Source organism: Nitrosarchaeum koreense MY1, from assembly GCF_000220175.1.
Taxonomy (GTDB): domain Archaea; phylum Thermoproteota; class Nitrososphaeria; order Nitrososphaerales; family Nitrosopumilaceae; genus Nitrosarchaeum; species Nitrosarchaeum koreense.
The window spans coordinates 933837-952908 of the sequence record NZ_AFPU01000001.1 but is presented as its reverse complement, the minus strand read 5'-3'; the positions used below and the strand labels follow the sequence as shown (position 1 = coordinate 952908).

The 19072-nt window shown below is 32.4% G+C and carries 30 protein-coding genes; 16 read left to right on the top strand and 14 right to left on the bottom strand.

The window, feature by feature from the left end:
* Positions 1 to 33 precede the first annotated feature (33 nt).
* From tuf to MY1_RS05570, 3 genes are read left to right on the top strand one after another with little or no spacing between them, the layout of a single operon-like run.
* Positions 34 to 1332, top strand: a complete 1299-nt coding sequence (gene tuf, locus MY1_RS05580; protein ID WP_007550835.1) for a translation elongation factor EF-1 subunit alpha — start codon at positions 34 to 36, stop codon at positions 1330 to 1332.
* Positions 1333 to 1343: 11 nt separating this feature from the next.
* A complete protein-coding gene (rpsJ, locus tag MY1_RS05575; RefSeq protein WP_007550834.1) occupies positions 1344 to 1652 on the top strand; it encodes a 30S ribosomal protein S10 in 309 nt (102 codons plus the stop codon).
* A 29-nt stretch (positions 1653 to 1681) separates the two neighbouring features.
* A complete protein-coding gene (locus tag MY1_RS05570) occupies positions 1682 to 1885 on the top strand; it encodes a TFIIB-type zinc ribbon-containing protein (protein WP_007550833.1) in 204 nt (67 codons plus the stop codon).
* On the opposite strand, the gene MY1_RS05565 is transcribed toward MY1_RS05570, so the two are convergent.
* The 3 genes from MY1_RS05565 to MY1_RS10115 all read right to left on the bottom strand — a co-directional run bounded on the left by MY1_RS05565 (position 1886) and on the right by MY1_RS10115 (position 2728).
* The gene (locus tag MY1_RS05565; protein ID WP_007550832.1) at positions 1886 to 2083 is read right to left on the bottom strand and encodes a C2H2-type zinc finger protein; all 198 of its coding nucleotides are present in this window, start codon (positions 2081 to 2083) and stop codon (positions 1886 to 1888) included.
* Position 2084: 1 nt separating this feature from the next.
* Entirely contained in the window at positions 2085 to 2495 is a 411-nt protein-coding gene (locus MY1_RS05560) for a hypothetical protein (RefSeq protein WP_007550831.1), read from the bottom strand.
* A gap of 110 nt (positions 2496 to 2605) precedes the next feature.
* The gene (locus MY1_RS10115) at positions 2606 to 2728 is read right to left on the bottom strand and encodes a hypothetical protein (protein ID WP_007550830.1); all 123 of its coding nucleotides are present in this window, start codon (positions 2726 to 2728) and stop codon (positions 2606 to 2608) included.
* Positions 2729 to 2803: 75 nt separating this feature from the next.
* On the opposite strand from MY1_RS10115, the gene MY1_RS05555 reads away from it, so the two are divergent.
* Complete coding sequence (locus MY1_RS05555) at positions 2804 to 3316, top strand: TIGR00725 family protein (protein WP_007550829.1); 513 nt, start codon at positions 2804 to 2806, stop codon at positions 3314 to 3316.
* Here MY1_RS05555 and MY1_RS05550 read toward each other — a convergent pair.
* The 3 genes from MY1_RS05550 to MY1_RS05540 all read right to left on the bottom strand — a co-directional run bounded on the left by MY1_RS05550 (position 3299) and on the right by MY1_RS05540 (position 5191).
* Positions 3299 to 4438, bottom strand: a complete 1140-nt coding sequence (locus tag MY1_RS05550) for a 3-hydroxyacyl-CoA dehydrogenase (RefSeq protein WP_007550827.1) — start codon at positions 4436 to 4438, stop codon at positions 3299 to 3301. The two genes, MY1_RS05555 and MY1_RS05550, sit on opposite strands and share 18 nt — an antisense overlap.
* A 146-nt stretch (positions 4439 to 4584) precedes the next feature.
* Positions 4585 to 4923, bottom strand: a complete 339-nt coding sequence (locus tag MY1_RS05545; RefSeq protein ID WP_007550825.1) for an ArsR/SmtB family transcription factor — start codon at positions 4921 to 4923, stop codon at positions 4585 to 4587.
* Position 4924: 1 nt separating this feature from the next.
* Complete coding sequence (locus MY1_RS05540; protein WP_007550823.1) at positions 4925 to 5191, bottom strand: DUF7521 family protein; 267 nt, start codon at positions 5189 to 5191, stop codon at positions 4925 to 4927.
* A gap of 99 nt (positions 5192 to 5290) precedes the next feature.
* Here MY1_RS05540 and MY1_RS05535 point away from each other — a divergent pair, with 99 nt between their 5' ends.
* A complete protein-coding gene (locus MY1_RS05535) occupies positions 5291 to 5746 on the top strand; it encodes a hypothetical protein (protein ID WP_048109830.1) in 456 nt (151 codons plus the stop codon).
* Positions 5747 to 5943: 197 nt separating this feature from the next.
* Here MY1_RS05535 and MY1_RS05530 read toward each other — a convergent pair whose 3' ends face one another.
* On the bottom strand, positions 5944 to 6420 hold the full coding sequence (locus tag MY1_RS05530) for an Hsp20/alpha crystallin family protein (RefSeq protein ID WP_007550821.1): 477 nt from the start codon (positions 6418 to 6420) through the stop codon (positions 5944 to 5946).
* A gap of 119 nt (positions 6421 to 6539) precedes the next feature.
* Here MY1_RS05530 and MY1_RS05525 point away from each other — a divergent pair, with 119 nt between their 5' ends.
* The gene (locus tag MY1_RS05525) at positions 6540 to 7223 is read left to right on the top strand and encodes a class I SAM-dependent methyltransferase (protein WP_007550820.1); all 684 of its coding nucleotides are present in this window, start codon (positions 6540 to 6542) and stop codon (positions 7221 to 7223) included.
* Here the strand turns inward: MY1_RS05525 and MY1_RS05520 are convergent.
* Positions 7212 to 7895, bottom strand: coding sequence for a UbiA family prenyltransferase (locus MY1_RS05520; RefSeq protein WP_007550819.1), 684 nt, complete (start codon positions 7893 to 7895; stop codon positions 7212 to 7214). The two genes, MY1_RS05525 and MY1_RS05520, sit on opposite strands and share 12 nt — an antisense overlap.
* Positions 7896 to 7973: 78 nt before the next feature.
* Here MY1_RS05520 and MY1_RS05515 point away from each other — a divergent pair, with 78 nt between their 5' ends.
* From MY1_RS05515 to MY1_RS05480, 9 genes are all read left to right on the top strand, one after another.
* On the top strand, positions 7974 to 8369 hold the full coding sequence (locus MY1_RS05515; RefSeq protein WP_048109827.1) for a cupin domain-containing protein: 396 nt from the start codon (positions 7974 to 7976) through the stop codon (positions 8367 to 8369).
* A 112-nt stretch (positions 8370 to 8481) separates the two neighbouring features.
* The gene (locus MY1_RS09905; RefSeq protein WP_192805780.1) at positions 8482 to 8655 is read left to right on the top strand and encodes a hypothetical protein; all 174 of its coding nucleotides are present in this window, start codon (positions 8482 to 8484) and stop codon (positions 8653 to 8655) included.
* A 207-nt stretch (positions 8656 to 8862) separates the two neighbouring features.
* Positions 8863 to 10503, top strand: coding sequence for a fibronectin type III domain-containing protein (locus MY1_RS05505; protein ID WP_007550816.1), 1641 nt, complete (start codon positions 8863 to 8865; stop codon positions 10501 to 10503).
* 40 nt (positions 10504 to 10543) lie between these two features.
* The gene (locus tag MY1_RS05500; RefSeq protein WP_007550815.1) at positions 10544 to 11830 is read left to right on the top strand and encodes a hypothetical protein; all 1287 of its coding nucleotides are present in this window, start codon (positions 10544 to 10546) and stop codon (positions 11828 to 11830) included.
* Between the two features lie 132 nt (positions 11831 to 11962).
* On the top strand, positions 11963 to 12595 hold the full coding sequence (locus MY1_RS05495) for an O-methyltransferase (RefSeq protein ID WP_007550814.1): 633 nt from the start codon (positions 11963 to 11965) through the stop codon (positions 12593 to 12595).
* An 86-nt stretch (positions 12596 to 12681) separates the two neighbouring features.
* Positions 12682 to 13044, top strand: coding sequence for a hypothetical protein (locus MY1_RS05490; protein WP_192805779.1), 363 nt, complete (start codon positions 12682 to 12684; stop codon positions 13042 to 13044).
* A 132-nt stretch (positions 13045 to 13176) separates the two neighbouring features.
* Positions 13177 to 13344 (top strand): hypothetical protein, encoded by a 168-nt coding sequence (locus tag MY1_RS09900; RefSeq protein ID WP_007550812.1) that lies wholly within the window; start codon positions 13177 to 13179, stop codon positions 13342 to 13344.
* Positions 13345 to 13368: 24 nt separating this feature from the next.
* Positions 13369 to 13623, top strand: a complete 255-nt coding sequence (locus tag MY1_RS05485; protein WP_007550811.1) for a hypothetical protein — start codon at positions 13369 to 13371, stop codon at positions 13621 to 13623.
* Positions 13624 to 13655: 32 nt separating this feature from the next.
* Complete coding sequence (locus MY1_RS05480; RefSeq protein ID WP_007550809.1) at positions 13656 to 14057, top strand: HIT family protein; 402 nt, start codon at positions 13656 to 13658, stop codon at positions 14055 to 14057.
* A 2-nt stretch (positions 14058 to 14059) separates the two neighbouring features.
* On the opposite strand, the gene MY1_RS10140 is transcribed toward MY1_RS05480, so the two are convergent.
* From MY1_RS10140 to MY1_RS05460, 4 genes are read right to left on the bottom strand one after another with little or no spacing between them, the layout of a single operon-like run.
* On the bottom strand, positions 14060 to 14734 hold the full coding sequence (locus MY1_RS10140) for a DnaJ domain-containing protein (RefSeq protein ID WP_007550807.1): 675 nt from the start codon (positions 14732 to 14734) through the stop codon (positions 14060 to 14062).
* A gap of 59 nt (positions 14735 to 14793) precedes the next feature.
* Entirely contained in the window at positions 14794 to 15156 is a 363-nt protein-coding gene (locus tag MY1_RS05470; RefSeq protein WP_007550805.1) for a cupin domain-containing protein, read from the bottom strand.
* Positions 15157 to 15165: 9 nt separating this feature from the next.
* Positions 15166 to 15618: a cupin domain-containing protein gene (locus tag MY1_RS05465; protein ID WP_007550804.1), complete on the bottom strand. Its 453-nt coding sequence runs from the start codon at positions 15616 to 15618 to the stop codon at positions 15166 to 15168.
* A 1-nt stretch (position 15619) separates the two neighbouring features.
* Positions 15620 to 15985 (bottom strand): SHOCT domain-containing protein, encoded by a 366-nt coding sequence (locus MY1_RS05460; RefSeq protein WP_007550803.1) that lies wholly within the window; start codon positions 15983 to 15985, stop codon positions 15620 to 15622.
* Between the two features lie 94 nt (positions 15986 to 16079).
* On the opposite strand from MY1_RS05460, the gene MY1_RS05455 reads away from it, so the two are divergent.
* Positions 16080 to 16787: a hypothetical protein gene (locus MY1_RS05455; RefSeq protein ID WP_007550802.1), complete on the top strand. Its 708-nt coding sequence runs from the start codon at positions 16080 to 16082 to the stop codon at positions 16785 to 16787.
* Between the two features lie 10 nt (positions 16788 to 16797).
* On the opposite strand, the gene MY1_RS05450 is transcribed toward MY1_RS05455, so the two are convergent.
* Positions 16798 to 17619, bottom strand: coding sequence for a tetratricopeptide repeat protein (locus tag MY1_RS05450; protein WP_007550801.1), 822 nt, complete (start codon positions 17617 to 17619; stop codon positions 16798 to 16800).
* Positions 17620 to 17664: 45 nt separating this feature from the next.
* Positions 17665 to 18963: an aspartate aminotransferase family protein gene (locus MY1_RS05445; protein WP_007550800.1), complete on the bottom strand. Its 1299-nt coding sequence runs from the start codon at positions 18961 to 18963 to the stop codon at positions 17665 to 17667.
* Positions 18964 to 19072: the final 109 nt, after the last annotated feature.

The window sequence follows — 19072 nt, the reverse complement described above, 5'->3', positions numbered from 1 at the left end:
ACAGTAATAAATCCCCTCCAACACGGATGTCATATGGCAGTTAAACCACACTTGAACCTGATTGTTACAGGTCATATTGATAATGGAAAATCAACAACTATGGGTCATTTCTTAATGGATCTCGGTGTTGTAGATGATAGAACTATTGCAGCACACGCAGCCGAATCCGAGAAGACCGGAAAAGGTGATACTTTCAAGTACGCTTGGGTTATGGATAATATTAAAGATGAAAGAGAAAGAGGAATTACAATTGATCTTGCTTTCCAAAAATTTGAGACACCAAAATACTTCTTTACATTAATTGATGCACCTGGTCACAGGGACTTTATCAAAAACATGATTACTGGTGCTTCTGAAGCAGATGCTGCTATTCTAGTGCTTTCTGCAAAAGAAGGTGAAACTGACACTGCAATTGCTGCAGGTGGTCAAGCAAGAGAACATGCATTTTTGCTTAAAACACTCGGTGTAGGCCAAATCATTGTTGCAATTAACAAAATGGATGCTGTCGAATACAAAGAGGCAGCATACAAAGCAGCAAAAGAAAAAGGTGAAAAGCTAGTTAGATCTGTCGGTTATAAATTAGAAAATGTTCCATTTATTCCAGTTTCTGGATGGAAGGGCGACAACTTGGTTAAAAAATCTGAAAACATGCCATGGTATACTGGAAAGACACTCATTCAAGCATTTGATGACTTTACCGTAGCTGAAAAACCAATTGGTAAACCACTACGTGTTCCAATTCAAGACGTTTACACAATTACTGGTGTAGGCACTGTGCCTGTAGGTAGAGTTGAAACTGGTATCATGAAAGCAGGACAAAAAATTATTGTAATGCCTTCTGGTGCACTAGGAGAAATCAAATCAATTGAAACTCACCACACTGAAATGCCAACTGCAGAAGCAGGTGACAACATTGGATTCAACCTCAGAGGTATTGAAAAGAAAGATATCAAAAGAGGAGATGTGCTTGGAACTCCTGATGCACCACCAAAGGTTGCAAAAGAATTCAAAGCACAAATTATTGTTATTCATCACCCAACTGCAATTGCACCTGGTTATACTCCAGTAATGCACTGTCACACTTCACAAGTAGCAGCAACTGTAACTGAATTCTTGCAAAGAATTAATCCAGCTACAGGAGCAGTTGAAGAAGAAAATCCAAAGTTCCTTAAAGTCGGTGATGCAGCAATTGTAAAAATTAGACCTGTAAGACCAACTTGCATAGAAACTTTCCAAGAATTCCCTGAAATGGGTAGATTTGCACTACGAGATATGGGTGCAACTATTGCAGCAGGAATTGTTAAGGAAATTACTGAAGAGTACAAACCATAGGTTGAGTTGCTATGACTCAAACTGCTCGTGTCAAATTAACAAGCATAAGTCTTCCTAAACTTGACGGTGTTTGTAATGAGATCATGGGCATTGGTAAAAAGACCGGTGTTAAAGTTAAAGGTCCAACTCCACTTCCTGTTAAAAAACTACATGTTGCAACAAGAAAATCTCCATGTGGCAGCGGAACTGAGACATATGAAAAATGGGAGATGAAAATGCATCGAAGAATAATTAACATTAATGCTGATGATAAAGCAATACGACAATTAATGAGACTAAAAATTCCTGATGATGTTTACATTGAATTATCTCTAACTTAATCTGGTATCCTTAAATTATAGAAATTTTGATGATAAATATGGCAGAAGAAAATTTTGAAACCGTTGAAGAAACTCCTGTTGAGACATTTGATGTAATCTATTCTTGTCTAAGATGTGGAACTAATGTCTCAAACACAGAGCTATCTAGATTACCTGAAATAAAATGCATCTGTGGATTTAGAGTATTTACTAAGGTAAGACCACCTGTAGTAAAAACAGTAAAGGCAATTTAATTATCTGTCTTTTTTGTAACTGTGTTCTCTTTGTAAATGGGTTCTCATATCTTCCATATTTGAAAAATATTTTTTACATTCTTTACAATCATATTGCAGATCTTTTCCATGTACAATCTGCTTGTGATTCATCAATTCTTCTTGGTGAGAAAATTTTCTATTACAAACATCACATGCAATTTTCTTAAAAAATCCCATTTTATCCCAGTTCTGCTTTTTTATCATCCCAACATTTTCTACAAAGTTGGCCTTCAATCTTCCATTTACTTTTTGGATTATGTCTGATAAATCCCATAGTTGTTCCACATATTGCACAAAATTTCTTTTTTACATCAAATGATTTTTCTTTATTGTCAAAACATTCTTTGCACAACAATCCTTCCATATCCCACTGCCATCTTGGTTCCCATAATTCTGAGATTATCTTTGTGGTTCCACACAAAACACACGCTTGTCTAACTTTTCCTTCGTAGAATTCCTTTGATTTCTCAAAATGACAGTCTCCACAAAGTCTTCCTTTGATGTTCCATTCTCTTTTTGGTTTATGTTTGTGTGTAAGCTCCTTATTACAAATACTACAATATGTTGGCTTTCTACTTAGTAATCCCACGTCAAACGTTATAATTGAAATAATTTAAGTTAATACAAAATTTATCTACCAAATTAAAGCCTAAAACCACGTCATTTTGGATTAAATAAAAACAAAAATGACGAAAATGATTAACTGCTTAAGATCTTTTCAAGAGCTTGACTTGTATTTAGCATGCCATTTCTCTTGGCAAATTCTTCGATCATTTTGTATTGTTTTGCTGTAAAACAAACTGGCATTGAACGTTTTTCCATGACTGATTTGTATTTTATTATTTAATATCTTTTGCGTTAGGAAAGTATTAGATGGTGAATAATTGAATCATTTTATTGACAAAGAAAACCCAAATTTTGGTAATTGGTCATAATGATGATGGCTGTACCCCCGCACATGAAAAAATTGCCTATGAGATTGGTTGTGAAGTGGCAAAATCTAATTGTGTTTTAATGACTGGTGGATTAGGTGGTGTGATGAAAGCAGCAGCTAAGGGTTCTCATGACTCAAATGGTCTAACTGTTGGCATTATCCCTCAAGATGATCCAATGCATGCAAATGAATTTTGTGATATTGTGATTCCAAGTGGTATGGGGCTTACCAGAGATTTTCTAACTGCGTTGTCTGCTGATGGAATAATTATAGTTGGAGGAGGATCTGGAACCTTGTCTGAGATTTGTGCTGCATATATGCACAAAAAACCTATGGTTGCAATAAGAAATACAGGTGGCGCTGCAGATAAATTCATTGACGGATATGTTGATCATAGAAAAAATGTCAAGATTATTGGTGTTGACACTGCAAAAGATGCTGTAAAGAAAATTCTTGAATTACTGCATGGAAATTAACAGCGGATCTGGCTCGTAAAATTTACCATGTTTTGATGCTAATTGCTTTAACTCGTTTACAATATTTTTAATTCCTATTTCTTTTGCTGTCTCAAAGAGCGGTTTTTTTAATCCTAGCCCGAGAAACACAGCTTTTTCAATTTCTTCAATATCGCTTGCTTTGTTAGAAACAAGCCACGCTGCATTGTTTAAAATATTTGCAACAAGTTGAATTGGATTGCATTTTTGTGCCATCTCTTCAGATAATGCAACACGTTCATATTTATCGTCAGAGTATTTGTAAAATCCTTCCCCTGATTTTTGGCCAAGTTTTTTTGCATCAAACATTTTTTCAATTGTTGGGTGTGGCAAAATCACTTTTTTATCTCTAAGATACATCTCTGTAGTTGCTTTGTGTATTACATCCATTCCAGTAAAGTCAGCTAGCTCAAAAATACCCATTGGAAAACCAAGCTTGAATTTTACTGCCGAATCAATTTCAGTCATCGTTGCTCCTGTTCTGTCCATCATGTAACATGCTTCATGAACCATTGGAATGAATAATCTATTGATGATAAAACCTGGAACATCTCGTCTGCAAATTACTGACTCTTTTTTTACCGATTTTACATACTCTAAAGTTAAATCAACTATCTCATGTGATGTCTTTTCACCTGGGATCACTTCCACTAATTTCATCAATTGAGGTGGATTAAAAAAATGAATTCCAATGAATTTATCTGGACGTGATGTTGTGTTTGCGATTTCCGTAATTGGTAGAGTGCTTGTGTTTGATGCAAATATTACATCTTTACCTGCAACTGAATCTAGTTCTGCATAAACTTTTTTCTTTAAATCCATAATTTCTGGCACTACCTCAATAACTAACTGTGCATTTTTTACAGCATCTGCAAGATTTACAATTGGCGTTATTCTTGAATAAATAGAATCTGCTTCTTGTTGTGTTATTTTTCCTTTAGTTGCTAATTTGTCTAAACTCCATCTGATCTTCTCCATCGCTTTATCTAAAAATCCCTGCTCGATATCTCTTAAAACTACATTGTATCCTGCAGTAGCTGAAACCTGTGCAATACCATGACCCATAATCCCAGAACCTAACACTGTGATGTTATTGAGATTCATCAGACTTTTTTAAAATCAATTATCCTTTATAATGTATTTGACCATTACTGATCTTTTAGATGTTAAAATTGTTTTTTGTACATGATTACATATCCCATTTTGTATTTAATGATGTGATTCAAATTATTATTTGATGGGATGCTCAATTACTCTGAAAATTTTTGCCAGAGTCTTACAATTTTATCTTCCATCTTTATACGTTCTAATTTGAAGGATAATTCTCCATCTCTATAAGTAACTACGATTTCATTTATCCAATTTTTATAATAGCTTTCATCAAGTCCTTCAAGCGTTCGTATAACTTTGGTTTTCTTGATTATCTCTAATTCTTCCAATTTTCTTGTCTTTCTATATGCCGTTGATAATGGAATGTCTAGCATACTGGAAATTTGTTGAATAGTTAGTTCTGTGTTTGTAACTAGTTTTATTATTTCTCTACTTTGTTCGTCAGATATTGCGGCGAAGATCTCACTTGCATCGTCCATTTCAGCTTCTTTTCACCGCCAATATCAAAATAATAAAACCTGCAATCTCAACTCCTTCTTCTAGGATTTCGCCAAAAACACCTTGTTCTAAAAATTCTACTATGTCTCCAATTATTGTATCGCCTACAACAATTAAAGAAAATCCAAGAGCAAGTAATGCCATTGGAGGATATTTTGTTTTCTTGAATGCTTTTGTAGCAAAAAATACTAATACAAATCCTACAATCAGATGAATTGCAATCGTTACATAATGAATTTCTCCAGACATCTTTCTCTTGTCTGCATCTTGACATTTAATTAATATCTTCCATTCTCATTTTTTGAAAATGATCGATATCCATTATATCTCATTTTACATACACAAACCATGAAATCGAAAGCAATGAAATCAGCTATAGTTTCAATGGTTTTTTTGATGCTAGCTACAGGAACTCTGTATCTCTTTGTATCTACACAAGAAATTGCTGACGCAAGTCAAGAATTTGCAGAAAATGCGGGTAATTCACAAGAATTTGAAAGTGGTGCTTTTATTGAAACTGCATTTTTTGCTGCAGTGGGTGCTGCGTATATCCCAATTGGACTATGGGTAACAATTACAAGACATACAAGTAAAGTACCATATGTTTTAGCAATAGGCGGCTCACTGGCGCTGATAGGTCTGTATGTATTGTCTAGAACCGCCGACATCCCATTTGTAGGTCAACAAGATGATATAGGATTTATTGACATCCTAAGCAAAATTCTTCAAGGTGGAATCATAGCTGTTTCAACATACATAATTTTATCCATTAGAAAAGGAAAGAAAACTAGTCTTTTAGCATAGACTGGTTTCTTTATTTTTTATTTTGATTTTTTTACTCTGTCTACATTACTTTTATCCATAATATGATATCTGAATCCATGTGAAGTTGAATCTAATATGAATATCTTGAAGATTATAAAGTACGTTTTACCTCTTTTCTAATGTATTACTCTGAATTTCTACCGAATCATTCAATTAAAGAAATAAGAAAGAAAAAATTACTGTACGTTTACAGTTTTTTTCTTTGGTGTGGGGGTAGGTTTGCTTTTTGGCAATATTATGTCTAGTACGCCATCGGTTAGTTTTGCTTTTACTTTGTTTGGAACTATCTTCTCTGAGAGAGGAATTGTTTGATAGTATGACATACTGTGTCTTTCTTTTCTTAGATAGTTCTTTTTCTTTTCCTCTTCTTTATGTTCTCCAGTAACCTCAATAGAATTTTCAGTTACATTGAGCTTTATCTCGTTTTTTTGAATTCCAGGTGTGTCCATCTTTACTCTAAATTGATTTCCTTCATCAATAATATCACAAGATGTATGGTTCATTTTTGACATGGATATTGAGGGGAATGACCAAAATGCTTTTTCCATTTCTTGTCTTAGGTTGTCAATTGATTTGTTAATGTCAACCCAATTTGATGTTAAAGATGGAGTTGCTATGGCACTTGTTTTAGCAGGTTTTTTTGATTTTGCCATGGTTGTATTTTGTATGCCTAATTTAACAAATTATTGTAAATTTTCACCTTTGATAATGACTTTGATCTTTTCTAATTTACTCTTAATGAATATACGTTACATAGATCTATGTCTTATGATTGTCAATTTATTCTCCAAAAAACCTCGTACCAAAATTTTTTGCAAATACGTCTAGATCATATGATAAAATTGTTAGATACGCAACATTTGGTAAAGATATGCTTTGGAAAAGACACATTCTTGATAAAATTCATGGGAAATCTATCTTAGATTTGGCATGTGGTACTGGAATATTGACTAGAATGATTGCACAAAAATTTCAAGATGACACTATAGTAGGTGTTGACATTACTCCTAGTTATCTTGATGTTGCAAAATCCAATTCTAAATCATTTAAAAATATTTTATTTGTTCATCAAGATGCCGAAGATCTCAAAATTGGACAAAAATTCGATTCAATTGTATCATCCTACATTCCAAAATATTGTGATGCCCAAACATTAATCAAAAAATGTATTTTACACTTAAATCCAAACGGAGTAATAATCTTACATGATTTCACATACCCTAACAATATTTTTATTCAAAATCTCTGGAATTTTTATTTTGTTTTATTGCGCTTTATCGGATATTTTATCCCAACTTGGAATGATGCATTTGTTGAACTTCCAAAACTAATTCGTTCAAGTAATTGGCTTGAAAATTATGTTTCTGCTATGAAAAAATATGGTTTAGATGTAGAGGTTGAATACTTGACGCTCAATTCATGTGCAGTGATAGTAGGACAAAAATTAAACTCGTAAAATAAAAAACAAAATAGTTCCTGATAACACCACTAATGTGATTATTTTTAGAATATTTTCTTTATTTTTGATTTTACTACTTTCAATTCCTTCTTTTTTGAGTTCTTTGTATTTTCTAGATGTTGTTATTAGAACATAAGTTATTCCTGCAGAAATACAGCTTAAAATTATTGTCTCAATTGAAATTGAGTTTGATTGTATTGCAGATCCTGCAAATACTGGTAAAATCCCCCAAGATATTATGGTTGATATGTTGTTGTGAAATTTTCCACCAAAAAGTTCTAGATTATATGCAAACAGAAAAAATCCTTCAATTATTCCTATGGGGAATAGTAACGGAGAATCCAAAAATGCATAGTATAGTCCAATAGTAAATACAATTACAAGTGATGATATTGCAATTGATGTTATTTTTCTTTTTGGTAGTGTTCCCCAAGGTTTAGTTTTTCCACCTACTGCATCAAGAAAGTGAGCTGCTACTCCTACTGCAAGAAAATAGATTATTCCTATTGAAACTATTCTGTCAAGAGTAAAATCAGTTACAAGTGAACCCCATAATGCAAAACATGTAACAATGGCAGTATAAGGTAAAAACAACATTCCAATTCCAATTCTAAAGTTTCTTGGACCAATCTTTGGGACAAACCATTCTGAGGTTCTGTCTTGTTGCATGTATTTTGATATTCTTTGTTGTTTATATGATGACTTGTAATCAGACTTGTTTTATACTAAAAATTATATTTCTAAATTATGCGGAAATATAAAAAATACATTACAAAGGGAATTAATGAACCATTGTCAAAAATTCCATTCCATCAAAAAACATCTATTAAACGTATTTCTATGTTAAGTCAAAAAATTATACCTGAATCCAAAATTCATACTGCCGTTCATTTTGTTAATATGTCTGATAAAAAAATCTCAAAATACAGTTGTTTGCATAAGCATGATGTGGATGAAGTAAATTTGATCCTTTCACAGGATGATAAGCTAGTTTATGAGATTCAATTAGATGATGAAATCTATAAGGTTAGCTCCCCTGCTACAATCTTTATCCCAAAAGGCGTGAATCATAGGGCTGATGCTATCTCTGGAAAAGGACTTTTTGTTTGTTTGATATTATCTAACAAATACAAAACATCATAATTATTAGATTTCAAATTTCTGTCATTTGAAATTATGTTTTAAATTCAAAATAAAGGCATGCCACAAATACGACACTATTGACAAATATCTTTCTGATTTAATAATTTTGAAAATGCAACAAATACAATATGTTGAAAATAGCCACTCCAAGGCTACAAAAAGTCTGGTTGAAAGTTTACCAGTAAAAGAGGAAGAAAAACTTGATCTAAATCTTGTCTCAAGACAAAATATTTGTGCTCTTGACGTGATGGGATTGTCATGGATTTTTGAGGATGATTACTCTTGATTCAAAAGATAATATTTTGCATCTCTACTATAAGAAAAAATGGTCATATGAATTTTAATTCTGATATACTTGAGCAATTCAAATGATTTCATATTTTATGATAATATGATGACATCACTTAAGTATCATGATGTCTCAAAAACATTATTGATTTCAAAAAAATTTAATTTATTTTCGATTTTTTTTATATTTTCTGTTTTCATGATCATGTCTTTTAATGATGTGGTATTTGCTCAAACAGAATCTGCTCCTGAGCCAATCACTGATCTTATTGCAATCCCAAACAATGAAGAAATCCATCTTTCTTGGACTGCCCCTGATGATAATGGTTCTCCAATCACTTCGTATAAAATAATAAAATCGCAAACTGGTTCAAATGTATTCACCACATTTCCAAATCTTAGTCTTGTTACTGATGCTACTGCAACAGGATTGAAAAATGGTGTATCTTACAGTTTCAAGGTAATTGCAGTTAATTCTGTTGGAGAGAGCACTGACTCTAACACTGCATCTGCAACTCCTCTCTCATCAACTACTTTAGTTGATATTCCATCTGCAGTATATGATTTAATGGCGACTAGAGGTGATACAAAAGTTACTCTGTCTTGGACAAAACCAAATGATAATGGTTCTCCTATTACCGGTTATGTCATTACTTATTGGCAAATAGGCACTGATGTTTTTAAGAAAAAAACTCTTGATGGTAAAGTGACTGCTGCTCAAATCACTGGGCTGACAAATGATGTCTCATATGCTTTTAAAATTAATTCTGTCAATGCTATCGGAAAAAGCCCTGATTCTAATGTGGATTCTGCAACCCCCTCAAAATCAACTGTAGCTAAAGTTCCAAATCAAGTAAGAGGATTAGTTGCTATTCCAAGTAACGGTCAGGTATTCCTGTCTTGGATTGAACCTTCCGATAACGGTTCTCCAATTACCAGTTACCGAATTATTGTAAATGAAAAAGGTTCTAGTGTTACTACAACACATCCAAACATTGGTGATATAGAGCGCACTACTATATCTGGTCTAAAAAATGATGTTGCCTATCAATTTAAAATTGCAGCTGTTAATGGAATTGGGATAGGAAAAGAATCTTCACCAGTTACCAGTACCCCAAACAATCGGGTTCCAATTATAATTACTAATCTCAAAGCTATTCCTGGAGATAGTAAAGTGACACTGTCTTGGTCTGTATCTTCCACAGATCTTGATTCTATTACTGGATATAGAATTAGAGAATTCAAAACTGGCTCAGATTCATTTGTAACTCATTCTATTCTTGGTAAAGCAACAACTGTGACAATCGACAGTCTGACAAACGGTGTCTCATATGGGTTCAAAGTAATCGGTGTTAATGCTAATGGTATTGGATCTGATTCTAATTTTATTTATGCAACACCTGCCCCATCACTAATAACATCTAACAAAGTTCCTAGTTCCATTAACAATTTGAAAATATCTCCAGGAGATTCTCAGGTCAAACTTACCTGGAGTACGCCAAACAATAATGGTTTTCCAATCACAGGTTACAAAATTATCCAGTCTCATTTAGGATCTAATTCCTTTATCACCATTCCAAAATCTGACACCACGCCTGAGGCAATAATAACTGGTCTTGCCAATAATGTTTCTTATCAGTTTAAAGTTGTGGCAATTAATTCCGAAGGCACATCAAAAGAATCAAACGTAGTTTCTGCTACTCCAAAACCTGTTACTGAAAAACTTTCTCTTCCTTCTTGGATTAAAGTAACTGCTGGATGGTGGTCTGAAGGAAAAATATCTGACTCTGAATATGTACAATCAATTGAATATCTTATCAACCAAGGAATAATTAGAATAAAATGACTTACGTACTTTTTTATATGATTACAATGGTGTTAAAAATATGAATAAACAGTTTTCAATAATTTTTGTATTATTTTCTGTTTCAATGCTTACGATGGTACCTAATTTGCAGGATTCATTTGCAGATGTTCTTTCTTTAAAAAAACAGATCAATCTAGGTATCTCTTCTGATGATCTAACATGTGAAAGTGGAATGTTCAAAGTAATTCGTGAACGAACAAATTCTGTTGCATGTGTGAAAACTGATAATGTTTTAAAGCTTGTATCAAAAGGCTGGGCAAAACCAGTTGATGAATCACTTTTGAATGCTCAATCTTCTCAAGGTGACTTTGTTTTGGGAACGATAAATAAATTGTATGTGGAACCGATAAAGACTCAATTTGGAAAGGTATCTCCAAAATATGCTGTATCTGGGTATGATGTTGCATTTGAAATATGTTCATCATCTCAAAAGATCTATGTTCCTGATATTTTGATAAAATCTGATAGTGAGACACAACGCTATGAGATACCAGAGACAGTTGAGCCAAATACCTGCATTGTCAGTGCTACGTTTATCAAAGCAGCTGACCCAAATACCATAAAAATTACTTTACTAAATCAGGGCGATATTTCAAAGACTCTATCTGATTTAGAAGCAAAGGTATCGTCTTTACAGCAAGAACTTGCTGTTGCAAGAAACTTACTAGGTACCAAATCGGCTCCAGATGTTACTCAAATTACAAAGATAACTGAACTTAGAAAGCAACTAAATGAAACAAAAGAAGATCTATACAGATTATACTTTGCTGTATATGCAGTGCCACAAGAAAAATACAATGTTCAAAAACTATCCTTTACTGGTACTCCAATTGAAGACCAATCTGCAACTTTAGTAATGGCAAAAAAAGCACTTACTGGTGAGAATACATATGATGCAGTCTTTGAAGCATGCGCTGGTAAAACAATAGTAAAACTTCCTGTGATTTCGGTAACTTCGGATATGGAAACCATCAATGTCAAATTAGGTGATAAAATTGCTCCAAATACATGTCAGATGTCTTCTGCTAAGATATTGTCTGGAAACCTTACATCCATTTTTGTAGCCCCTGCTGGAAATGCAGAATCTAATTCTAAAATCACTGATATAGAAAATCAACTAATTAAATTGCAAAACGATATTGTAAGTGAAAGAAATACGCTGCGTTCTATTACTCATGATCCAAATAAACCATCAAATTATAATGAACAGATAGAAATGCATACTGCCAATATTATTGATTTACGAGGCCAGATTGGAGAATTGAAAGCACAATTAAACGAAATATTGTATAAAACGTATAGATAAATAATTAAATTTTTTCTATTTATCCTTTAACTATATTGTAGATTTGTTTCTCACTTAACATTGATAATATCTTCCTTGGTATTGGTTTGTTGGTTCATAATGTTAAATTTAGGTTATGTGTAATGTTTATTATTGGATAAAAAAATTGCCCGAGTTTTACATTCATTGGAAAAAAGATCAAAATATGAAGAAAAAAATCATAAAAAAATTTCACATGACCAAAGAATGCTTGCAATTACTAGAGATGCTGGAATTTTTTATAACATTCTTCTCAAAACCCACAAACCAAAAAAAATACTTGAAATAGGCACTTCTTTTGGTTACTCTACTTTGTGGTTTGCCAATGCAATCATTGGAAAAAACTCAAAGATAGTTACTATAGAGCAAAATCCACACAAAATAAACATTGCACAAAAAAACTTTCGTAAAGCAGGCGTATCTAAAATGATTGAAATCAAAGAGGGCACTGCTAAAAATGTTCTATTAGAACTGAAAAAATCTATAAAATCTAATTCTAAAAATTATTTTGATTTTATATTTATTGATGCAGATAAAGAGCTATATCCAATTTATTTTGATATCTGCTTATCAATGTTAAAAAAAGATGGCATAATTGCTGCAGATAACATACTTTATCCAATACGATTTAAAAAATACATAAAAAAATATCTCAACCACATACATGGAATCCCCTCCGTTGAATCCATTACCGTTCCAATTGGAAATGGACAAGAAATATCTTTTAAGAAAAATAGCAAAAATTAATCCAATTTATGAAATATTTCAAATATGTTCATGCCTATATTTTTTAAAACTAAACCTCTAATACTTGGAATTACATGATAATTTTATTGGATTACGAAAATTTTTGCTCACAAATTTTAGATTCAAATCCAAAAATTAGATTTGCAACTGTTTATGACCAATGGGCTGTTCGTGCTGGTGGCGGTCTACGTAAGGGTTTGACAAGTATTCTTTCTGAACACAAAGAAAATGAATTGGTTACCTTGGCTATTTTAGACTGGCAATCAAGAAAAGAAGTATCAAAATGGCTTGGTAAAACAAAATACACTTTGGCTGAATATGATGAGGTAAAACGTTTTTCACTCTATTTGGGTGATGATCATTTGCTTTTAGTAAGTGCAGAAAAAGAAGTAGATACTGATAAAGTAGTTGATACAATTATCAAACTCTATTACAAAAATCTAAACTGAAATTTAATTACCAATATTTTATAATATTTCAAACTCGTTGATAGACTAAAATTTTTTAATTATATTTACAATATAAATTAAAATTTATAAAAAACCGTATCGTTTTTAATGTAATTCAAATATTGAATAACTATGGGTTTATTCAAACGAAATAAAGATAATGAAAATGAGACCAAATGCAATGTGTGTGGTTTAGAGTTACATGATCCAGAACGACTAAAGAGACACACAAAAAAGGCACATGGTAACATTCCTGAAAAGAAGCTTGATCCAAATTCTGGTACAGGCGGTACTTGGTAGTTGGAATTTACAAATAGCCAAAAAATGGGGTTTGTTTTCGGTGGGGCTTTTGTTGCAGCAGCTTTGGTTTTATCCACAATAGTCTTTCCATTTTGGAATTTAATACGAGAAGATGTTTTTGAAGATGTAGTTATTTTGAATAACGATCAAGGTACATGTTATGTCGAAACAAAAGATATGATTCCTAAAAAAATTCAAAATTGTGAATTACAAGCAGGAGATAAAACAACAATAAAGTTCGGAAGAGGACTTGCTTGGGCTACCGTTGTTCAAACATAGAATTTAATATTTTGTTTATTTGTTAATGATATATGGATTGTATATTTTGTAAAATTATTTCTCGGCAGATTCCTGCAAAAATTGTTCAAGAAACTAGTCATTCTATTGCTTTTTTGGATGCTTTTCCACTTGCAAAAGGACATACTCTAATAATCCCAAAAAATCATCATATGAAAATTCAAGACATGAGTAATGAGGAGAATATTGATTTATTTTCCCTTGTACACAAAGTACTCTCAAAAGTTGACAAATTGACTGGCTCAACGCTTGTAGCAGTTCATAATGGCAAAGATGCTGGACAAGAGGTTCCACATGTTCACGTGCATCTAGTTCCTCGTACTCTCGGTGATTCTGCAGGACCAATTCATAATATGTTTAAACATGCAAAATTTTCTGACTCTGAAATTGAAGAAATTTATGATAAATTAAAATAACTCTAATAAGGAAATAATCTTTCTTTTGTATCTGCATTTTCTACAATTATTGCTTTAGTTGGACATGTTTCTGCTGCGTTCATTATTTTGTTAATTCCTGCACCTTTTGGATTAATAACTGATGATTTTGGATTTGATCTTGAATTTCTATTTATTGAAAACACATCGGGGGCTATCATTTCGCAACTACAACATCCTATGCACAAGCTTTTATCAACATCCACAAAGAGATTTGGTTGTTTTTCAGGCTCTTTAGCTTTTTCATACTCTCCTTGTTTTCCATCTGAGCGCACACGCGCATTGTATTCTTCCCAGAATTTTTTTTCATACTCTCTCCAAAAAGTGGGATCTCCTTCTTCAAACTCTCTAGTGTATCTACTCCAGTCTTCCTCTGGTATTTTTCCACTCTGTGGTGCTCCCCATTGAGGTTTTCTTTCAAAATTAGTTTTGTTATTTGAATCTGTGAACTTTTCTTTAGGATTGTTGTTATCTTCTGTAGTGTTTTTTTTCAAATAATTATATGCCTCTGTAATTTTTTTAAATTCAATGCCTTCTTTTTCGCTAATATTTTTGTCTGGATGATATTCTAGAGCTAATTTTCTATATGCTAATTTCACGTCCTCCATTGATGAATCTGATTTTATATTCAATGTTTTGAGGGCTTGAAATCTATTCACAAATTCTAAGAATCTCTTTTATCTTAAAAACAATTTCATACGATTTACCGGTTTTATGTTTATTCTAAAATGATTTCATCTTCTGGTTTCCATGCTGGTTCTACTATGCATAAAAATCGTAGAACTGAAGTTCCTGTGTTTTCTATATGCTGCTTTGATGATGGCGGAACATACGCCGAATCATCTTTTTTTAATTGATGTCTTTCGTCATCAATCACCAATGCAGCTTCTCCTTCTAAAATAAAGTAAATTTCTGAGGATTTTATCTTATGTAGGATGGTTTTCCCCCCAGGTTCTACTGTAAAATGAGCTAAGCTATACCCAATACCATTTAGTGTATTGTGTGGATGAAAGTATTGTTTTATCTTTGATCCTTCACTGCCTAGAATTTCTTCAATTTCGGAACTTTTTCTAACTGACATTTTGGATGTTCAAATTTTTTCTGTAACTTTTGTCTTAAAGTCTGATTCATACCATGCCGTTTTATACACTGAATTTTTAGATGGTAAAATATTGATTGCAATATGCGAAAACGTCTTTTTATTAGTTGCTCCATGTGTATGAAGTGTATTTGATGGAATGTACACAACATCTCCTTCATTGAGACTAATTTTTTCAATCTTTTTGATTTTAAATTCTGTTTTCTTTATGCCATATTTTCTAAATATCTCAAGACTGCCTATCCCTTTAGTGACAATCAGTATTTGATTTCCATTATGAGAGTGCATCTTTGTTTTTGCTCCATTTTCAAAGTAGACATGATAGATATCTTGCTCTTTAGATTTGATCTTTGAGGAAATATCTTTCATGTGAACTTTATTTGTAAACCAATTTGAATTGATTTTTCTTTTATCTCCCTTTGAGTTAATGTTTGACTTTTTCATATTATATTCTCGATAAAATTTTCTTTTTCTTTTCTTGAAATTCTTTTTCAGTTAATACTCCTGCTTTTCTTAACTCGCCTAATTTTTCTAGCGTTGTTAACTCTTCATTGGTTTTAATTGTGGCCTGTTTAACTGCAGCAATACTTTCATTAATTTTTTTAATTCCTTTTGTTGTGATTTCTGCTTTTTCTTTAATTGCTTTGTCTCTAAGTTCTTTACTTGTCTTTTTTGCTTGATTTGCTGCCATTCCTCCAAATTCCACTGCATCATCTAGTGCTTCATCAGCTCTTTTAATTCCATCTTCTATTGCTCTGTCAGCTTTTTTTAGAAATCTTTCAATACGCCCAACTTTCTTTTTTGTGGCCATACCATGTAGGTCTTTTCAAATGTAATATATTTTTCCCAACTGCTGAATTTCACAATTGATTTAATAGCGACATCGTTCTAAATTTTATGGAATTTTGACTAAAAACAAGTATGATATTAAAACAATAGTTCTAAAAAAAATTATTGATGAAAAAGATGCATCTGTAATAATCGAAGAGAAAAAAACTTCACTATTTAAAAAATTATTTAAAAAACCAAGCCCAGAAGAAGTTCATGTTCAGTCTCTTACACTTTATTATGAAAGCTTATTGAAAATTTCTGGGAAATATGTTGCTGATTATTTTAGAAAGTCGACTCATGTTATTTCTGTAGATTCTAATGTCAAGGAAGTTGTTCTTGGAGGTGGTATTTTTCCAATTGAATCCAAATCTACTCTTAGAAAGGCATTTGTTGGAAATCGTGGAAAAAACAAGATTGAACTTCCATTGGAAGAACATGTGTTTGTCGAAGAAGAAGGTGAAGTCACTTTTGATCATCATGGTAGGGAGATAAAATTCCAATTTACGATTAATTCTAAAACTGTCGAGAATTATCCTCAGCAAATATTGGAATCTAATTCCTCTACTGTAAAAAAACCTGAAATAACATACGATGCCGCTGTTGATCAACTAAAACTCATTCTAAAAAAACCACTAGAGCAAGATATCCGTAATCTAAATGATGAATTTACCCTAAATGCAATCTCAGAAATTTATGTCCCTATATTTGAAGCTCGATTAGTAGGTCCAAACAAAAAAATTGAAATACTGCGAATCGATGCAATTAGAAATAAAATTTTGTAAATATTTTTTTTTATAATTTTACAAGTGCTCTAAACTTGTCATTTGTGTGCAATTGGGTAAATGCTTTTTCTTCTTTAGCCCATGCCCTAATTGTTTTGGGATTTTTTGAGATTGCTTGCTTTAATAGTTCTAATGATTCTGGAAACATTCCTAGAGATGCTTTGCTTCTTGATTTTGCATATATGATATTTACATTATCTTTGTGCTTTGATAGGATTTGATCAAATATCTCAATTGCTTTCTCATGTTTTCCTATTTCTGCTAATTCTATTCCTTTATGAAAAAATGCATCCATATGGGTTGGGTTTTTTCTGTATATATTTTCAAAACAATTCAAGGCTTCTTCATGCCTTTTTAATTTGCCCAAAATGATTCCTTTGTAAAACTGAGCATTTGGCTTACTTGGTGATACTTGAATTGCCTTTTCAAAACAATTCAAGGCCTCCTCATGTTCTTGTAATTTGTCAAGCAAAACTCCTTTGTTAAAATATGATGGCCCATATTTTGGGTCTACTTCCATTGCTTTATCGTAACACTCTGATGCTCCCTGTATGTTTCCTAATTCGGCCATTGCTATTCCTTTATTGTTAATTGCTGCCGCATCTTTGGGGTTAATTTCTAATAGTAAATCAAAGCAAGTTACTGCATCACTGTATTTCTTAATTTGATTTAATGCAAGTCCTTTATTGTATAATGCAGATATGTTTTTTGGATCTTGTTTTAATATTTTAGTAAATATTGAAATTGCTCCTTTTGGCTGATTTTTTTCAAGTAATGACATTGCATTGTACATCATGTCTTCTGTATCTTCTTTTGAACCAAACAAACCCATGATTAATTCTGAACTATCGTAGTAATGAAAGTTTAGATTGCTTTTTTATTCCTGAAAGTTCTCAGTTGCATTGATCATTTTCTTTATGTCTTCTTTGGTGTGCGCATTGGATATGGCACCGAGTTTTCCTGGTAAAAAGAATATTCCGTCATGAGCAATCATCTTAAAGTGATATTTGTTTAGTAATGATGTATCGCACTTTGCAGCCTGAGAAGAATTGATAACCTCTGTAACTCCATCTTTTACAAAATGCGTCATAAATAACGATCCTTTACCTGTAACAATTACTTTCCCATCAAATACCTTTGTTATCTCTTTTCTTACAAAGTCTCCAAGTGAATTTATTTTTGAATAAATTGTTTTTCCAGATTTTAATTCTGTTAATGTGGCAAACCCTGAAGTCATTGACATTGGATTGGCAGAAAATGTGCCTCCTCCGATATAGCTTCTTTCTGTTTTTTTCTTCCCTTTAGTGTTGGAGTACTCCATTATCTCTTTTTTACCACACATAACTCCAATCGGCATTCCTCCTCCAACAATTTTTCCTAATGTGACAATATCTGGATCAAGATTCATTGTAGGATACAAACATCCAAATCTAAATCTGAATCCTGTAACGATCTCATCTAAAATAAATAACGAATTATTCTTTTTACAAAATTCCTGAATTCCTTTAAGATAATCTGCATTTGCTGGAATACATCCACCTCCTCCTAATACTGGTTCTATGATTATTCCTGCCAAATCATTTGAAACTTTTTTTAGAATTTCAAGTGATTTTTCAAAATCATTAAATGGTATTGATACTATTTTTTCTTCGTTTACTACACCGGTACTTTCTGATTCTGTAAATGGCCAGTTTACACTTTTTAGTAAATCAGATGTATATCCATGCCACCCACCATCTATCTTTGCAATAATGTTTTTCCCAGTTACAGACCGTGCCAGTCTTACTGCATACATTGTAGCTTCAGTACCAGAAGTGACGTAACGAATTTTTTCAGCCACTGGAACTGCTTTTGAAATTAACTCTGATAACTTGATGGTTTGTTCATTTACAGTACCATACATCCAACTTTTTTCAATCTGTTTTTTCACTGCATCTTTTACTGGTTTTGGGCCATGACCTAAAATCAAACTCCAGTGTCCCATCCAATAATCTGTATACTTGTTATTGTCAACATCCACTAGATTTTTTCCAGACGATGATTTAACAACAAATGGATAAGGTTCAAAAAATCTGATGTTGTGACTTACCCCATTTACATGAAATTTTAAAGACTTGTCAAAGAGTTTTACTGATCCTTTTGTTTTTTTCTTGTATTCTGAAATGTAATCTGTCAAAAGTTAATCTTTGATGCCATTTCATCAATTTTAACTATCAATATTTGTACTAAATTGGTCCTTTTTTGCGAATGTTTTATCTTTGAGGTGATGTGAAATTTGATTAATT

Excerpts from the sequence above, each read along its gene's own strand:
- MY1_RS05485 (WP_007550811.1), top strand. The coding sequence starts at position 13,369 with ATGGGGTTTGTTTTCGGTGGGGCTTTTGTTGCAGCAGCTTTGGTTTTA.
- MY1_RS05505 (WP_007550816.1), top strand. The coding sequence starts at position 8,863 with ATGTCTTTTAATGATGTGGTATTTGCTCAAACAGAATCTGCTCCTGAG.
- tuf (WP_007550835.1), top strand. The coding sequence starts at position 34 with ATGGCAGTTAAACCACACTTGAACCTGATTGTTACAGGTCATATTGAT.
- MY1_RS05480 (WP_007550809.1), top strand. The coding sequence starts at position 13,656 with ATGGATTGTATATTTTGTAAAATTATTTCTCGGCAGATTCCTGCAAAA.
- MY1_RS05550 (WP_007550827.1), bottom strand. The coding sequence starts at position 4,438 with ATGAATCTCAATAACATCACAGTGTTAGGTTCTGGGATTATGGGTCAT.
- MY1_RS05535 (WP_048109830.1), top strand. The coding sequence starts at position 5,291 with ATGAAATCGAAAGCAATGAAATCAGCTATAGTTTCAATGGTTTTTTTG.
- MY1_RS05530 (WP_007550821.1), bottom strand. The coding sequence starts at position 6,420 with ATGGCAAAATCAAAAAAACCTGCTAAAACAAGTGCCATAGCAACTCCA.
- MY1_RS09900 (WP_007550812.1), top strand. The coding sequence starts at position 13,177 with ATGGGTTTATTCAAACGAAATAAAGATAATGAAAATGAGACCAAATGC.
- MY1_RS05470 (WP_007550805.1), bottom strand. The coding sequence starts at position 15,156 with ATGTCAGTTAGAAAAAGTTCCGAAATTGAAGAAATTCTAGGCAGTGAA.
- MY1_RS09905 (WP_192805780.1), top strand. The coding sequence starts at position 8,482 with ATGCAACAAATACAATATGTTGAAAATAGCCACTCCAAGGCTACAAAA.
- rpsJ (WP_007550834.1), top strand. The coding sequence starts at position 1,344 with ATGACTCAAACTGCTCGTGTCAAATTAACAAGCATAAGTCTTCCTAAA.
- MY1_RS05460 (WP_007550803.1), bottom strand. The coding sequence starts at position 15,985 with ATGGCCACAAAAAAGAAAGTTGGGCGTATTGAAAGATTTCTAAAAAAA.
- MY1_RS10115 (WP_007550830.1), bottom strand. The coding sequence starts at position 2,728 with ATGGAAAAACGTTCAATGCCAGTTTGTTTTACAGCAAAACAATACAAA.
- MY1_RS05570 (WP_007550833.1), top strand. The coding sequence starts at position 1,682 with ATGATAAATATGGCAGAAGAAAATTTTGAAACCGTTGAAGAAACTCCT.
- MY1_RS05515 (WP_048109827.1), top strand. The coding sequence starts at position 7,974 with ATGCGGAAATATAAAAAATACATTACAAAGGGAATTAATGAACCATTG.
- MY1_RS05465 (WP_007550804.1), bottom strand. The coding sequence starts at position 15,618 with ATGAAAAAGTCAAACATTAACTCAAAGGGAGATAAAAGAAAAATCAAT.
- MY1_RS05565 (WP_007550832.1), bottom strand. The coding sequence starts at position 2,083 with ATGGGATTTTTTAAGAAAATTGCATGTGATGTTTGTAATAGAAAATTT.
- MY1_RS05500 (WP_007550815.1), top strand. The coding sequence starts at position 10,544 with ATGAATAAACAGTTTTCAATAATTTTTGTATTATTTTCTGTTTCAATG.
- MY1_RS05540 (WP_007550823.1), bottom strand. The coding sequence starts at position 5,191 with ATGTCTGGAGAAATTCATTATGTAACGATTGCAATTCATCTGATTGTA.
- MY1_RS05545 (WP_007550825.1), bottom strand. The coding sequence starts at position 4,923 with ATGGACGATGCAAGTGAGATCTTCGCCGCAATATCTGACGAACAAAGT.
- MY1_RS05520 (WP_007550819.1), bottom strand. The coding sequence starts at position 7,895 with ATGCAACAAGACAGAACCTCAGAATGGTTTGTCCCAAAGATTGGTCCA.
- MY1_RS05450 (WP_007550801.1), bottom strand. The coding sequence starts at position 17,619 with ATGGGTTTGTTTGGTTCAAAAGAAGATACAGAAGACATGATGTACAAT.